This is a genomic window from Rhodoluna sp. (genome assembly GCF_036721215.1).
GTDB lineage: Bacteria > Actinomycetota > Actinomycetes > Actinomycetales > Microbacteriaceae > Rhodoluna.
In genome coordinates this window covers 140,288-155,567 of sequence record NZ_DAIMLM010000003.1, presented here as the reverse complement: position 1 = coordinate 155,567, position 15,280 = coordinate 140,288, and the positions used below count along the sequence as shown (strand labels likewise).

Annotated in this window: 15 protein-coding genes and 1 tRNA gene; 9 read left to right on the top strand and 7 right to left on the bottom strand. The window is 49.9% G+C overall.

Annotated elements, in window-relative coordinates:
- The first annotated feature begins 4 nt into the window (after positions 1-4).
- Both AC9UCN_RS06045 and AC9UCN_RS06040 read left to right on the top strand, forming a co-directional pair.
- Positions 5-1,372, top strand: coding sequence for a D-alanyl-D-alanine carboxypeptidase/D-alanyl-D-alanine-endopeptidase (locus AC9UCN_RS06045; protein WP_509524910.1), 1,368 nt, complete (start codon positions 5-7; stop codon positions 1,370-1,372).
- Between the two features lie 8 nt (positions 1,373-1,380).
- The gene (locus tag AC9UCN_RS06040) at positions 1,381-1,959 is read left to right on the top strand and encodes a nicotinamidase (RefSeq protein WP_509524908.1); all 579 of its coding nucleotides are present in this window, start codon (positions 1,381-1,383) and stop codon (positions 1,957-1,959) included.
- A 1-nt stretch (position 1,960) separates the two neighbouring features.
- On the opposite strand, the gene galT is transcribed toward AC9UCN_RS06040, so the two are convergent.
- Together galT and AC9UCN_RS06030 are read right to left on the bottom strand one after the other, a co-directional pair.
- Positions 1,961-3,055, bottom strand: a complete 1,095-nt coding sequence (galT, locus tag AC9UCN_RS06035) for a galactose-1-phosphate uridylyltransferase (RefSeq protein ID WP_509524906.1) — start codon at positions 3,053-3,055, stop codon at positions 1,961-1,963.
- 41 nt (positions 3,056-3,096) lie between these two features.
- On the bottom strand, positions 3,097-3,792 hold the full coding sequence (locus AC9UCN_RS06030; RefSeq protein WP_509524904.1) for an SDR family NAD(P)-dependent oxidoreductase: 696 nt from the start codon (positions 3,790-3,792) through the stop codon (positions 3,097-3,099).
- Positions 3,793-3,865: 73 nt separating this feature from the next.
- On the opposite strand from AC9UCN_RS06030, the gene AC9UCN_RS06025 reads away from it, so the two are divergent.
- Positions 3,866-5,356, top strand: a complete 1,491-nt coding sequence (locus AC9UCN_RS06025; protein WP_509524901.1) for a hypothetical protein — start codon at positions 3,866-3,868, stop codon at positions 5,354-5,356.
- A 79-nt stretch (positions 5,357-5,435) separates the two neighbouring features.
- Here the strand turns inward: AC9UCN_RS06025 and AC9UCN_RS06020 are convergent, their stop codons facing one another.
- Positions 5,436-6,200, bottom strand: coding sequence for a bacteriorhodopsin-like (locus AC9UCN_RS06020; protein WP_509524899.1), 765 nt, complete (start codon positions 6,198-6,200; stop codon positions 5,436-5,438).
- Between the two features lie 2 nt (positions 6,201-6,202).
- Between AC9UCN_RS06020 and AC9UCN_RS06015 the strand changes: the two genes are divergently transcribed.
- Positions 6,203-6,337 (top strand): hypothetical protein, encoded by a 135-nt coding sequence (locus AC9UCN_RS06015; protein WP_509524897.1) that lies wholly within the window; start codon positions 6,203-6,205, stop codon positions 6,335-6,337.
- A gap of 141 nt (positions 6,338-6,478) precedes the next feature.
- Positions 6,479-7,453, top strand: coding sequence for a class II fructose-bisphosphatase (glpX, locus tag AC9UCN_RS06010; protein ID WP_509524894.1), 975 nt, complete (start codon positions 6,479-6,481; stop codon positions 7,451-7,453).
- 14 nt (positions 7,454-7,467) lie between these two features.
- Here the strand turns inward: glpX and mgtE are convergent, their stop codons facing one another.
- Entirely contained in the window at positions 7,468-8,805 is a 1,338-nt protein-coding gene (gene mgtE / locus AC9UCN_RS06005; protein ID WP_509524892.1) for a magnesium transporter, read from the bottom strand.
- Positions 8,806-8,883: 78 nt separating this feature from the next.
- On the opposite strand from mgtE, the gene AC9UCN_RS06000 reads away from it, so the two are divergent.
- On the top strand, positions 8,884-9,483 hold the full coding sequence (locus AC9UCN_RS06000) for a DUF998 domain-containing protein (RefSeq protein WP_509524890.1): 600 nt from the start codon (positions 8,884-8,886) through the stop codon (positions 9,481-9,483).
- Positions 9,484-9,684: 201 nt separating this feature from the next.
- On the opposite strand, the gene AC9UCN_RS05995 is transcribed toward AC9UCN_RS06000, so the two are convergent.
- From AC9UCN_RS05995 to AC9UCN_RS05985, 3 genes are all read right to left on the bottom strand, one after another.
- Positions 9,685-9,761, bottom strand: a tRNA-Lys gene (locus AC9UCN_RS05995).
- Positions 9,762-9,812: 51 nt separating this feature from the next.
- Positions 9,813-11,282 (bottom strand): glycerol kinase GlpK, encoded by a 1,470-nt coding sequence (gene glpK / locus AC9UCN_RS05990; protein ID WP_509524888.1) that lies wholly within the window; start codon positions 11,280-11,282, stop codon positions 9,813-9,815.
- 20 nt (positions 11,283-11,302) lie between these two features.
- The gene (locus AC9UCN_RS05985) at positions 11,303-12,184 is read right to left on the bottom strand and encodes a DMT family transporter (protein WP_509524886.1); all 882 of its coding nucleotides are present in this window, start codon (positions 12,182-12,184) and stop codon (positions 11,303-11,305) included.
- 188 nt (positions 12,185-12,372) lie between these two features.
- Here AC9UCN_RS05985 and AC9UCN_RS05980 point away from each other — a divergent pair, with 188 nt between their 5' ends.
- From AC9UCN_RS05980 to pstA, 3 genes are read left to right on the top strand one after another with little or no spacing between them, the layout of a single operon-like run.
- Positions 12,373-13,329 (top strand): PstS family phosphate ABC transporter substrate-binding protein, encoded by a 957-nt coding sequence (locus AC9UCN_RS05980; protein ID WP_509524883.1) that lies wholly within the window; start codon positions 12,373-12,375, stop codon positions 13,327-13,329.
- 57 nt (positions 13,330-13,386) lie between these two features.
- Positions 13,387-14,337, top strand: a complete 951-nt coding sequence (pstC, locus tag AC9UCN_RS05975) for a phosphate ABC transporter permease subunit PstC (RefSeq protein WP_509524881.1) — start codon at positions 13,387-13,389, stop codon at positions 14,335-14,337.
- Positions 14,337-15,269 carry a phosphate ABC transporter permease PstA gene (gene pstA, locus AC9UCN_RS05970; RefSeq protein ID WP_509524879.1) on the top strand — a complete coding sequence of 311 codons (933 nt, stop codon included), beginning with the start codon at positions 14,337-14,339 and terminating at the stop codon, positions 15,267-15,269. The genes pstC and pstA overlap by 1 nt, the downstream gene beginning before the upstream one ends.
- Positions 15,270-15,280 lie beyond the last annotated feature (11 nt).

The window sequence follows — 15,280 nt, the reverse complement described above, 5'->3', positions numbered from 1 at the left end:
CCAAGTGCTAAAAAGAATTAAGAATTTCCCACACTTCAAAGAAGTGTTCATTGGTGCAGGCTCTGGCTTGCTCGTACTAACCCTGATGCTTGGAGGCTTGGTGATTTCTTCGCCTAGCTCAAATTCAAATGCTGCGACTGACGTCTCTGCTTCACCTTCTGCCTCGGAAGCACCGCCAAGAACCTGCACAGTAACCGAAGAGGAATCAAACCCTTCCCTTGGAACACTTCAGGCCGTAGTTCTAAACTCTGAGACCGGCGAGGTCCTATTTGACCGTGACGCAGACATTCCAGCTGCGACTGCTTCGGTAATGAAATCCCTAACGGCCGCAGCAGTTCTTGCAAGCGTTGGTCCCGACTACCAACTTTCAACCAGGGTAATGGCTGACCCAGCTAACCCTTCAAGAATTGCTCTGGTGGGAGCTGGAGACATTACTCTTTCTAAAACCTCGGCCGGCGCTCAGTCGGTTTACAAAGGTGCCCCAAAACTAGCAACATTGGTAGCTCAGGTCAGAGCTTGGGCAAGTAGCAACGGCGTTGCCCAGATAAATGAAATAATCCTCGACTCGAGTTTTTTCCCAGGATCGGGTTGGGAGAGCTCTTGGCAAAGAGTTAACCAAGTCGATGGCTGGATTTCTGAGGTAACTGCCCTTCAACTTGACGGGGACCGAGTCCTGCCTGAAGCACCTACTTCTGCAAGGACCGGCAGACCAGTAACAAGTGCGGGGGAACAGTTCAAGCTTGGGCTTGCGGAGCTTGCCCCAGCTGCCACCCTAATTCAGGGTTCAGCGCCATCAGGTTTTGTTGAGATCGCCAAGGTTGATTCCCAGCCGATGAGTGACTGGATTGCAAACGTTCTTGTTTCTTCAGACAACAGCCTCTCGGAAGCTCTTGGAAAAATAGCAACCATCGAAGCTGGGTTTGATGCAACCTACGACAACTTGGACACCGCCTACGAGAGAATCCTTGAGGAATCAGGGCTGGACTTTAGCGGTGTCACGGTAAGAGACGGATCTGGTTTGTCAGATTTGAACTTGGTCTCACCAAGATTTATGGCAGAGCTAATGCGTTTGGTTGACTCAGGCTATGGAGATTTTGACGTAATCAAGGACAGCCTCATGGTTGCTGGCGAGACCGGAAGCTTGGCAACAAGATTCCAGGGCGATCTATCTGATGCAGCTGGCAATGTTCGAGCCAAGACCGGATACCTGACTAAAGTCCACACGCTAAATGGAATCATTGAGGCAAAAGATGGCACCAGTCTAACCTTCACAATTTATGCCTACGGCGCTGTTGGAAATGATGTCAGGGTTGCAATAGACACCCTCGTTACATCTTTCTACCGCTGTGGCAACACCCTGTCGAACGACTAGGAGCTTTCATGAGCAAAGCGCTTTTGGTTGTGGATGTGCAAAATGATTTTTGTGAGGGTGGATCACTCGCGGTAGCCGGTGGCCAGGCGGTAGCAAAAAAGATAAGTGACTATATCAAATCTGCTGATTACGAGCTAGTAGTTGCATCCAGGGACTGGCACGATGCGGATAACAACAACTCCGGACATTTTGCTAATTCGAATTCAGAGCCGGATTACAAAACTTCTTGGCCAATCCACTGTGTTGCAGAAAGTGATGGCGCTAACTACCACCCAAATTTAGATCTTGATCTGATCCAAGAACATGTCTATAAAGGTCAGGGAGCCCATGGCTACTCGGCCTTCGAAGGGATAACAGAAGCAGGCGGCACACTCGCAGAGTTACTGACTAAAAACAAAATCGACCAGTTGGACGTTGTTGGAATTGCAACCGATCACTGCGTTCTGGCTTCAGCCCTTGATGCCAAAAAGCTTGGTTTGAATGTTCGGGTTATAAGCTCCCTCACCGCAGGGGTTTCAGCAGAGTCCACCGAGCGCGCAATTGATTCTTTGATTGATGGCGGCGTTGAGGTAATACCTAACGCTTGAGCTAGGAAATAGCTTTTCTGAGCTGAGCGGCAATATCTTCAGCCGGAATGTCGGCAATAAATGCCCCCATCGCAGATTCTGATCCAGCCAGATACTTCAACTTGTCAGCAGCTCTTCTTGGTGAAGTGATCTGCAGCTGCAATCTGGCGTTTTCTCCTCCTGGAACAAGTGGCGCCTGATGCCAGGCCGCAATGTATGGAGAAGGAGTATCGTAGGCCAGTTCAAATGAGCGAAGTAGCTTCGAGTAAACATCTGCCAGTTCCAAACGCTCGTCATCAGTTAGCTCTGCATGGTTTCTAACGTGCCTGTTGGGAAGTAAGTGAGCCTCCATAGGCCAGCGCGCTGCAAACGGAACGTAAGCGGTAAAGGATTCTGATTTGATCAACACCCGGTTCGAGGCCTGCTCGAACTCGAGAAGATCTTGAAAAAAACTGCTGCCGTGGGATTTTATGGACTCGAGTAATTTCTTGGTTCTAGGAGTTACATACGGGTAGCAGTAGATCTGACCATGTGGGTGATGAAGCGTTACTCCAATTTCTTGACCTCTGTTTTCAAATGGAAACACTTGCTTTACGCCAGTAAGGCCTTGAAGCTCATCGGTTCGCTGAGCTAGAGCTTCCAATACTGTGTGAACTCGGGAGGAAGGCATTTGCGCCAAAGAGCCATTGTGCTCGGGACTGAAAACCACAACCTCGCATCTACCGATAGCCATCTTGGATTCACCAAGAGCGACAGCACTGGTTGATTCCAAGACAGGTAGAGAGGAGCCCTCAGGCAGAGCTCCAAAAGCTGGATTCTTGTTTTCAAATACCGCCACATCAAAGTTGTCTGGAACCTCGCTGAGGTAAGTGTCAGTAGCGGGGCAAAGCGGGCACTCGTTACTTGGGGGCATGTATGCGCGAGTGTGACGGTGTGCTGCCACTGCAATCCACTCACCAGTTAGTGGGTCATGCTTCAGATCCGCAAGCGTGGGCCTGGAAGCAGTTTCCCTGAGGTCTTTTTTGCGTGTGCTTGGAAGAGCGGAGCCTTTGTCATCGAAATAGTGAATCTGCCTGCCATCAAACAGGTCAGTAGTTATCTTCGGAATGTTGCCCACCGGCACAAGTTTATCGATAACTGGATTCAGCCGTAGTTTGCCTAGAAAGCAGAGCTTGGCAGGTCCTTTTCGTCCTGAACGATAGCGGTGACAATCCTTTGTGCAACGCTTTCAGGAGCGAGACCAGCTGGAAAAGCTGGCGCCTGTCCCGCAATAGCTCTGGTTGCCAAACCGGTTTCGGTGTGTCCTGGGCGAGCATCAATGACCCGAATGCCATCGCGTCGTAGCTCTCTGGAAATAGCTTGGTCAAACGCATACAGAGCCGACTTACTTGCTGAGTAAGCAGCAAGTCCTGCCATCGGGGATTCAGCAACAACGCCTGAAATGTTGACGATGAAGGGATCATTGCCACTGGCTGCGGAAGCTTTCAGTAATCCAACTAGACCTTGAATCAGTTGCATCGGGCCAGTTACATTCACGGTAAATAGTTTGTTCAAAGTGGCTGCATCGAGTTCAGCAAAGTTTCCAAATGCGACCACACCAGTGGCATTAACGATTCCATCGATTTTCACATCAGAATCAATCAAGTAATCAATCAACACTCGGATTGATTCTTGGTTGGTGAGATCTACTAGCAGCCTCGGGTTCGCTCCATGGGGAACTCGCTCTGCAGATTCAATCGAGGAAGAGGTGGCCATAACTGTGGCACCTTGGCTGGCCAGCTGGGTTGCAATAGTTGAACCCAATACGCCGGATGCTCCCAGCACAAGAATGTTTTTGCCCTTTAGTTCAGTCATGATTTATCCTCCGTAAGTTATCCAACAATAACCCGTATTTATCGATTCCGTAATCAGCAATAGGCTTACTACCGTGTCAGTTGAATTCAGAGACCCAGCAACCAATCAGCTAGTTCGTTCCACCGAACTGGCTAGACGTGTTCTAGCTGCTGGCGCCAAGAACTTCCCGGAGCTTCAGCAAAACATCCTCGGTGCACCTAACTGGCGAACCTGGTACCTAAGGCTCTATGCGGACCTTGCTATCAAGGAAGGCGTCAGTGTCAAAGACACTACCGAGGTAGCCACCGCGGGCTTGGCAGAGTTTCACAGCTGCCTTTTCACTGAATCCGGGATACCTCTAAAGCAAGCCGTAGTCGAAGGTTTCGATAAAGATCTAGTTGAAACGATCGAGATTCGCGGCAGGCAGCCAATTCAAAAGATCTCAATTGATGGCTTCAACGGATCAATGGAGCAAGCCGCCACTGAATGGGCCGCTGACGGCCTTGCAGAGCCCGGCCTAGTCGAGAGCTTCCGCTATCTGGATAGCAATCAATCAATTGATCTAGGTCAAGACTTGCTGTTTGCAGTTGCAGGAGCGGCTGAGTTTGCTCCAACCGAGCACTGGTTGCGCTGGGGTGGAACGGTTGCAGTGGTCGCAAGACCAAACCCAACTAGCTGGCAAAAACTTATTTCATTGGCAAGATCGAGCGGTGGAACCATGCTGGTTCCAATTCGAAGAAGTCTTGTAACCAAGCCAGTAACCGAAATGAGCGATGAAGAAATTGCTGCAGTCGCAGGGCTAGATATCTTGGAGCACTACGAAGAGATTTCCAGCTGGATGGGCAAGCTTTCGCCAAGACCGAGTAGAAGATTTGTCTTAGGTCTCTATGCCTACACACCAAGCGTGAATCACATTCGAGTGCAGGGAGTTCAAGAATCTTTGGCAGCGGTTGCCATGGAGAAATTCTCCGCTAGCAAGCTAGCTCTTAGTTGGCTCGCAACACCAACAGATTCTGCCCCCGGACCCGCCTCAATTGGCTTAAGAGCGATTGCTCGTTTTGGCTCTAGGCCTGCATCTCATATCATTCGAGACAGCCTGCTGGGATTAATCAATGCGGCTAGAGCTGCCAAACCAAAGTTCTATGACGGAACTGACGGAGAGAAGCTGGCATTGATTGACGCCTCAGTTCAGCAGCAAGGACCTAGCTATTCATTTTCTAAAAGGACTCAGCGCTGGAGAGCGTACTTAGCTCACTATTCAGGCGTGAAGGTCTCTTACGCAATATCGCCTCCTGCCAGGACCAACTCAGTTCTTCGGCACAAAATTCTCAGAGCCAGCTACCAGGGCGCCCCGCTATTCGGAGTGAAGCCTTTTGAGGTGAAGGTGGCTAAGTCTGCTGCGGCAGCGGTGCTAGCGAGAGATCTAAACGATCCAGCAAGCTTTACAAACAAGCAAACTACGACAGATCTACACACCTTCTCTGCAATACACGGCGGGCTCTGGGGCTTGGCTTACAGACCACGCAGCATTTGGATTGCTGCCACCGTGCTGGGCTTGCCAGCACTACTTCGAAAAGGCTACTGAGCTAAAAGAGCACGAAGTCAAAAAGGCAAAACAAAAGGCGCCGGTTTCCCGACGCCTTTTGTTTAGTTTGAACTAAGGGTTACTTGCCCTTGTACTCTGCAGCTGCGTAAGCCTTGTCGTCCTCGGCGCTCTTCATACGAGCGATCGAGAAGATCATTAGGCCGAATAGACACTTAGCCAAGATGTCGGCAATGGTGTATCCGGTTTCACGAAGAACAAAGCCCTGCTCGTCGAATCCAGTAGCGTTCATGTTTGCGATGAAAGCTAGTGGGTAGACACCCCAGGTAGCAAGAAGAAGAAGGCGTAGTTCCTTGATTCTTCTCTGTACTTGCTTGCTCTGCTTGGAAAGAGACTTACCAAGCTCTACGAACAAGATGTACAGGATGTATAGGAATGGAATTGTGGAAAGTAGACCCCAGATTGGAGCCGAGATTCCGCCAATGTCTAGACCTGCATCGCCTGGGTAACCTAGAGCGATCATTGCAGCAGCTGCTGGAACTAGACGAACTAGTAGAGCAGTCTGAGCTGCACGTGCAATAGCCAAAACCGCAACGGTCTCAACTAGTAGCAGTGGAACAGTTAGGAACCAGTCAACGTAACGGTAGCCAACGTTGTAAACGGCACCCTCAATTGCTTCTGGGCCGAATACGTCGTTGAAGCTGTCGAACATTCTGAAGTAGTGATAGGCAGCGATACCGGTCACAGTTGCAGAAACCAAGACCGCCATGCGGTAGCGAGGCAGAACGCGCTCACGAGCCACAATCAGGAACATGGTGGTGAAAAGCATGCTCGCAATTCCAAGCGAGAACATGTTGTAAACCAATAGGTAATTGGATTCACTCATTTATGTTTTGTTTCCTTTCAGCTGATGGAGGTAAGGCCTACAAAGATTCACCGCTGATGAGTTCCATCGTCGATGCCTCTTCGCATGACTTACACGTCATTCAACTTATCACCGCACTCAGCAAATACTCGGGTTGAAAACTGCCCATATTCGACATAAAACCGTAAGTTTTTTAGCCAAAATCTCCAATATTTGGCCATTTTGGGGCATTTTTGGCCTGGACTGAAATGAGTTAGGTCTGGAGGGGAGGGCGCTTGGTTGCTGACTAAGCTGACCTTATGAACGACTCCCCAGCGCTGCACCCAGACCGAAACCTTGCTATGGAGCTGGTTCGGGCCACTGAGGCGGCTGCGATCAGGGCATTCCCCTTTATAGGCAAGGGTAAGAAGAATGAATCCGACGGCGCGGCCGTGGATGCCATGAGGGCCTTTCTGGGAACCGTGAACTTTGAGGGTTTGGTGGTCATTGGAGAGGGCGAGAAAGATAACGCCCCGATGCTGTTCAATGGCGAACTGGTGGGAAACGGCCAGGGGCCCAAGGTAGATATAGCAGTAGACCCAATTGATGGAACTTCCCTTACTGCCGCAGGTCGAAACAACGCCATATCGGTGATCGCGGTATCGGATAGAGGCTCAATGCTTGATGCCTCGGCCGTCTACAAAATGAACAAGCTTGTGACTGGGCCTGCCGGTGTTGGCGTTTGCGACATACGTCTCCCAATAGGTGAAAACATCAAGGCCTACGCCAAGGCCGCAGGCAAAGAAGTTGATGAGATGGTGGTTGCAGTACTGGATCGTGAATATAACAGCGAGCTAATCCAGCAAATTCGAGACACCGGTGCGGCGACCAGGTTACTTCTAGACGGTGACGTTGCTGGAGGCATACAGGCAGCTCGCGGAGATTCGAGAATAGATATCTGCGCTGGAGTGGGGGGATCACCTGAAGGAATCGTGACGGCTTGCGGCATTCGGGCCCTAGGGGGATTCATGCAGGGGATTTTAGCTCCCCGTGAAGATTTTGAAAGAGAACGCGGTTTAGCAGCAGGGCTAAAGTTCGACTACGTATATGAAATGAATGAGATGGTCTCATCCGATAACACCTTCTTCGTTGCTACCGGCGTAACAGATGGAGCATTGCTTTCTGGAGTGAAGAAAAAAGGCGACATGATCTTTACCGAGTCAATCGTGATTCGTGGCAGGTCTGGAACTGTTAGAAAAGTTTTTGCTGAATATCAAGCTTCGCGCTGGATCTAAAAACCTAGCGGAGCCTAGACACCGAGAATTGCTCCCGCTATCAAGAAGTAAATTACAAGACCCGTAGCATCCACCAAGGTTGTAACCATAGGTGCCGAAATAACCGCGGGGTCAATCTTTAGAGCTTGTGCTCCAAGCGGAAGCACAGATCCAACGGTTGCCGCCCACATACAAACAACAACAATTGCTAGAGCAACGGTCACTCCAACCTGCCAACTCGCGGCAAGCCATCCGGCGGCTAGGCCAACGACCCCGAGACCTAATCCAAGCAGCAGTCCAACTCGTGACTCTCTCCAAGCAACTCGAAGAACATCCCTTGGCCTGACTTCGCCAAGAGCAATGGCTCTAACAGCACTGGTTGCTGCTTGGGAACCTACGTTGCCACCAGCACCAATTAGCATCGGCATAAATAGCGCCAAGGCTGTGAACTTTTCGAGAGAGCCTTCAAATACCTGTAGCACTGAAACAGTGAGGGTGGCGGCGATAATCAAGAACATCAACCAGACAATGCGAAGCCTCGCAAGATTGAAAACTTTTCCTGAAAGGTAATGGCCCGAACTTGGTAACGCCGCAGACTGGCGCGCGAAGTCCTCGCTGTTTGCTTCTTCAATAATGTCGATGGCGTCGTCGACTGTGAATATTCCAACCACGCGCTGTTCAGTATCCAAAACCATAAGGGCAAGGTCATTGGTGTCTTGCAGCAGCCTTGCTGCCGCTTCAGCATCATCAGTCACCAAAGCGGTAGAAGCATCAGGATCGGCTATCTCGCTGATTATGGATTCAGTGTCTGCCATCACAGCATCAGTAAGGTCCACTGATCCAATGAATTTTCGTTGCCTGTCAACAACAGCAAGAACCGAAACAGTCTCGGCGGATTTGCCCTTGCGACGAATAATGTCAAGAACTTCGCCAACTGAGCTATTTTCTGCAACCGCTATGACCTCAGGTGACATGTAACGACCAACGGTTTCTTCCGGGTAACCCAAAAGCTCCGCCGTCATCTTGCGCTCTTTAGGGCTCAGGCCCGCAAGAACTTTCTTGACGAAACTTGCGGGAGCTTCACCTAAAAGCCTTGCCCGATCGTCTGGGTCCATGCTTTCAAGCAACTCTCGAAACGCCGGGCCCCTTATTCCCGAAAGAATCTGCTGCTGATTTGAAGTATCGAGTTCCTCAAATACCTCTAGTGCTTCGTCTTTTGGAAGTAGTCGCCAGACCAAAGTGCTCTCGACAGAATCGAGTCGGTTCAGTTCTTCGGCGATCTCATGAGGAGCCATCAGCTCCAAGATTGAAGTTAGAACCTTGACATTGCCATTTTCGGCGGCTTCAGCCAGTGATAGCTCTATTTCTGACATTCTCCACCACCTTTGACATTGAAGGGCATGCTCGATTGAATTCTAGGCCCCCAAATCGAAAGTGAGTAAGCTCACCTCATGAAGCCAATTGAGAAACCAGCATTCATCGCTGCACTCATCGGTCCGATCCAGTCCGTACTTGGCTGGAGCATCGCTGGGTCACTATGGGTTGGCTACGATCCGGTCCGACAGACAATAAGTGATCTTGCTGCCAACGAATCCCCTGTTCAGCTTGTGATGTCCAGTTTCTTCATTCTTGGTGGAGTGCTTACTCTTATTGCTTCGATTTATGCCAGAACCTTTGCCTTTCCAGGAAGAGTTGCACTGTTCCTAGCTGCGATTTGCACCTTTGGACTTACTATTTTCCCTACGCCTCTTATTGGGTATTCGTTCTGGCATCGGGTCTTTGCAATTGCCTCCTTTGTTCTATCTGCCGGCTGGCACCTATTCGCTATGAGAACTCGCAAGGATGCCCCTTGGATTCTGAAGCCCCCGGCAGCCATCCTCGGCACAGCCCTACAAACTGCCCTAGCGCTCTGGTTTCTAAGTAGCTGGACAGACCCAAACACCACGAATGTGGGCGTCTGGGAGAGGGTCGTTGCTGTGAGTCAAGCTCTTTACGTCTCAGCTGTAGTTATTGTTATATATATCGGACAGAGAAAAACCAACATCCGATAGATTTGAATTAGGAATCTATCCAACGAGAAGAGGAAATCATGGCTCAGAAAGAACAGAAACCACAAAAGAACAACAAAAAGGCACCAGCGAAGAACCTGAAAGAAAAGCGCCTAGACAAGCAGGCCAAGGCTGCCAACAAAAAGAACTCCTAGGAGTTCTTGGCTGATTGCGACAGGCAATCAAAGTAATTTGAAGTGCTGCTGGTAGGCCCCGTCGGGATCGAACCGACGACCCACGGATTAAAAGTCCGTTGCTCTAACCAACTGAGCTAGAGGCCCTAGCGACGCCAAAAGCGTCCCCTAATTCTAGCAACTATGAGATTTTCTCGATTACTTCCACTTGGAACTCAGTTCCACAGCTTTCGTCCAGCTTTTAAAGATGTTCTCGTCGAATGGCTCCGGGTCAAAACTTCGATCGAGTTCGAAAACCTCTCTTAATTCTTCTTTGGAGCTCCACACTCCTGCTCCAAGGCCAGCAAGAAAAGCAGCTCCAAGGGCTGTGGATTCGAGATCCTTACCTCTTATAACTGGAACTCCTAGGCAAGTAGCTTGTAGCTGCATGAGTAGGTCATTTTTTGCCGCCCCACCATCAACCCGAAGACTTCCGGGCTTCATCTTGGTATCGGCCGATATCGCACTAACTAAATCTCTAACCTGAAAGGCAATGGCGTCAAGAGTTGCTCTTGCTAGGTGCTGCTTGGTTGTCCCGCGAGTAATACCTAAAATCGTTCCCTTGGCGTCTGGATCCCAGTGGGGTGCGCCAAGGCCAGTTAGCGCGGGCACAAAAACAACACCAGCACTATCTGGAACTTGCAAGGCAAGTTCTTCGATCTCACTTGCAGTCTCCATCAAACCAAGACCATCTCGAAGCCACTGGACCGCGGCACCTGCGACAAACACGGAACCTTCCAGGGCATAAGTTGTGTTTCCATTTGGCTCCTGCCAGGCAATTGTCGTCAGCAAATTGTTTTTGCTGTGGACAATTGTTGAGCCGGTGTTGGTGAGCATGAATGCTCCTGTGCCATAGGTGCACTTACTTTCACCAATTTCAAATGCGGTTTGGCCAAAAAGCGCTGCTTGCTGGTCCCCAGCAATTCCTGTAATCGGGAGTTCAAGATTTAAAAAGCTGGCGGGATCCGTGGTTGCTAATTTGCCGTAGCTTGCAACGATGGTTGGCAAAGCAGCAGCCGGGACATTGAATATCTCAAGCAACTCATGGCTCCAATTGCCAGTTCGGATATCCATAAGTTGTGTTCTTGAAGCGTTGCTGGCATCTGTGATGTGACTCTTACCAGCGGTCAATCTTGCAACCAGATAGGAATCCACTGTGCCGATCTTTACCTGGCCTGAAACCACATCCACCCAGATTGTTTTTTCGTTTTCTGATAACCACAGCAGTTTGCTGCTCGAAAAATAGGGATCCAGTATCAAACCCGAGATGCTTTGGATCTTGCCCTCTAACCCTTGGGCCTTGAGGTCTGCAACAAGATCAGAAGTCCTTCGGTCTTGCCAGACAATGGCCTTGCGAGGAGATTTAAGTGTTTTGCTATCCCACAGCACGACTGTCTCGCGTTGGTTTGTTATTCCAATTGCAACCAGCGGCTCTGAAGTTTGAGAGATAGCATCGCTAGCTGCCGCCAAGGTAGCCTGCCAAATCTCCTCGGGCTCGTGCTCAACCAATCCTGGGGCGGGGAAGTATTGCAGGAATTCTCGGTACCCTCTTGAAATTACTTTGCCCTTGTCGGAAACAACTTGGACCGTCACACCTGTGGTGCCAGCATCGATAGCCAAGATTGCCATGGCCAAAGGCTAGCAAAGCTTTAGGTGAAGTGGGGCTGGTCTAAAGGACTCTTGGTCTTCTTGTCGGGCCATTCAACAATCAGCATCGCTAACACAATCAAGACTCCGCCGATTACTGTACGTGCGGATAGCACTTCTTGCCCAACAGCAACTGCAATAGCAGCTGCAAAGACAATCTCGCCGGTCAAGATAATCGCCACTCTGGAAGGGTCCATGATTGACTGTGCCCAGGTCTGAATTAGAAATGCCATTGCGGTTGCAAACACCGCGGTGAATACAACGGTTCCCCAAACGAAAGCATTTGGCGGTGGCTGGTAGCCATCTGGCACAGCTCCCATCCAGCAAACAATAGCCCCAGCACCCAATTGAATAACCGTGAGCGGGTAAATGTCTTTGGCATTGCTCCAGAAGCTCAGGCCGATGATGTGGCCCGCGAATAGGAGAGCGCAGGCAATGAGCCATACCTGACCTGGATCAAAAGAAATTCCGTTGAACGAAATGAACAGTAAAGCAGTTAGAGCCAGCGTGGTGCCGACAATCACTTTCTTATCTACCTTCTTCTTGAACACGAACCAGAAAAGCAGTGGGGTGAAGACAACATACAGGCCAGTCAAGAAGCCGGTGATGGCGGCGGTTGTTAGATCTAGGCCGATAGTTTGGGTGATGTAGGCAAGACCCAGCATGACACCAAGAACTGAACCCCTAAAGAGGGTTTGCTTGTTTATGGTAGAAAAAACTTGAGGCCGGATGGCAATCATAACCAGGGTGGCAAGCGTAAACCTGGTTGCCAAGAAGTCGAAAACCGGCTGTTCGTTAATGGCGTCTTTCATGAGAACGAATCCCGCGCCCCAAACAATGGCCACGAAAACAAGCGATAGGACAGCCCAGGTAGTTTTGGTCATTATTTACAAGAGAATACACGCCTTCTGGGGCGATACCCGAGCTTCAACAAAAGGCTGAGAGTTTCCCCATCTTCAATAATGATTTACCTCCTGTTTACCTAAGTTCTTTCTTCTATTTAGGTCCTTAATGGATTCTTTCTAGAGAGGCAGGCAGTCTGCCTTTATCAATTCCAATTAGGAGAAATACATTGAAAAAGAAACTAATTTCAGTTGCCGCTCTAATGTCGGCATCTGTCCTAGTTCTAGCAGGCTGTGCAGCAGAACCTGAAGAACCAGCAGCAGAAGCACTATCCGGCTCAATCCTTATCGATGGGTCATCAACCGTAGGTCCAGCATCAGAAATTGCAGCTGAGCTATTCATGGAGGTTAACTCCGGAGTTCGCGTAGCTGTAAACATCTCTGGTACCGGTGGTGGATTCGAGAAGTTCTGTAACGGTGAGACCGATGCATCTAACGCTTCTCGCGAAATCAAGGAAGAAGAAGCAGCTATTTGTGACGCAGCCGGAATCAAGTACGACTTCGTAACCGTTGCTAACGATGCACTATCCGTTGTTGTCAACAAAGACAACCCACTACAGTGCATCACCGTTGAGCAGCTAGCCACAATCTGGAACGCAGACGCAGCAGGAACAATCATGACCTGGGGCGACGTTGATGGCATGCCAGAAGAGATTGCTGACGTAGAGCTTGCGCTTTACGGTCCAGGAACTGACTCCGGTACGTTTGACTTCTTCACAGATGAAATCAACGGCGAAGAGGGAAACATCCGTAACGACTACATCAACATTGGTGAAGATGACCTTCTAGCAGTTGAGGGTGTGTCTGGTTCCGCAGGTGGAATGGGATTCATTCCTTTCTCCTACTACCAGGAAAACCTTGACGAGCTAAAGGCTCTTGAGGTTGACGGTGGATCAGGCTGTGTTGCTCCAACTGTTGAGAACGTTCAGGCAGGTACCTACACACCTCTTGGTCGCGGTCTTTACACTTACTTTGCAAGCACCGCTTTGACTCGTCCAGAGGTACTAGCTTTCGCTAAGTTCCTGGTTGAAGAGACCGAGCTAATCAACTCAACTGCTGGTTACGTGGGCCTAACAGCTGCGCAGCAGACTGAGGCGCTTGCGAAGCTCGAAGCACTAATCCAGTAAGTACTAGAGTAAAAACAAGAACAATTCGACAGTTGAGATAGGGAGAAGTACAGACCCATGAGCTCTGCTGTCAAGGTCGCCCGAGGTGATTCCGCAAGGAACCCACTTCGGGCGACCAACCCTCATATTGGGGAAAAAATCATCATCGGTCTTCTTTTTGGAGCTGCCGCCGTATCCGTTGCGGTCACCATCGGAATCGTTATAGCCCTTTTCTCTCCGCTACCAGGATTCTTCGAGTACGTAGATCTTTGGAGTTTTCTAAGTGGAACCCTTTGGGCACCTTCATTCACGGATCCATCTTTTGGAGTGCTTCCGCTAGTCGCAGGAACCCTGCAGGTAGTTTTCTACGCTTCCCTTGTTGGAATCCCACTAGGACTCGGTGGGGCAATTTACCTTTCTGAGTATGCTTCCAACCCAGTTAGAAAAATCATTAAGCCAGTTCTTGAGGTACTCGAAGGCCTACCAACTGTTGCGGTTGGTTTGTTTGCAGTTTTTTGGTTCAAACCTCTGATTCAAGAACTAACTCCCGACCTTGGTTGGACGAGCCCATTCTCTATTGGCGTCGCTGGAATCACGGTTGGAATCATCATCATTCCGCTGATTGCCTCTGTTAGCGATGACGCTATGCGCGCGGTCCCTTCCGCTCTTCGCGAAGGTGCCTATGCACTTGGGGCCACCAAAATGCGAGTTGCAATCACCGTTGTTGTTCCTGCTGCCATCTCCGGAATTGTTGCATCTTTCGTACTTGGAGCCTCTCGAGCCATTGGTGAAACAATGGTCGTTTTATTGGTGGCCGGAGGAGGATCACCACAGCTAAAGATTGGATTCACCGAGCCCGCCGGAGCAATGACGGCCTTTATTGCATCTCGTGCGACCGGTGAAATTGCACAAGGAACCATTGACTACTACTCGATTTTTGCCGTGGGAACCCTGTTGTTCCTAATGACCCTCACGATGAACATGATTGCAATCAGGTTCGTCAATAAGTTCCGTGAGGTGTATGACTAATGGCGAACAAGATACCTCGTAGGGCCCAAGGAGCAGCATCGACTGCTGCTGCTGTGACCCGAACGATTTATAAGGGAGCTAACAACAAGGCTGAAATACAAGGCATTGCTTTCAGGCTAGTCCTGCTTTCCGCTCTCACAATCTCCCTAGTGATGGTTGGGGCAATCGTCGCCTGGGCATTGGTTGAAGGTGGGTCGAGAGTGAATATTGGGCTGTTTACCAATAACCCGTCATCCTTTAGACCAGAAACCGCCGGTTACCGACCAGCAATTCTTGGAACAATTCAACTGATTCTTGGTGTTATTGCAATCATTGTTCCTCTAGGTGTTTCCGCTGCAACCTTCCTTGAGCTGTTCGCAGATCGCACCAAGTGGTACAACCGGATTATCGAACTCAACATCCAAAACCTTGCTGGTGTTCCATCTATCGTGTTCGGAATTCTAGGACTTGCTTTTATCGTTCGCGGAATTTTTGATTTAGGTTTCGTGGTGGCAGCGGGTTCCGCAACGGTCGCGATTCTTGTGTTGCCTACCGTTATCCTTGCTTCGCGTGAGGCCATACGTGCAGTGCCATCGTCCCTTCTGGACGGAGCGCTTGCCCTGGGGGCAACTAGGTGGCAGTCAGTTTGGAAGATGGTTTTGCCTTCCGCAGCACCTGGAATGCTAACGGGAGTGATTCTGGCTGTAGCTAGAGCAATTGGTGAGGCTGCACCACTACTTCTTGTTGGAGCAGCAACATTTGTGACTTTCGATCCAGACTTCTGGAACGACAGCTACTCCGCCCTACCGGTTATGATCTACAACTACGCCGGAAGACCACAAGAGGAGTTTCACACCCTAGCTGCAGCAGGTATTTTGGTAATGCTTGTTGTGCTTTTCTTTATCAATTCAATCGCAGTTTGGCTGCGAGCCCGCTATGAGAGAACCTGGTAGGAATATATAAT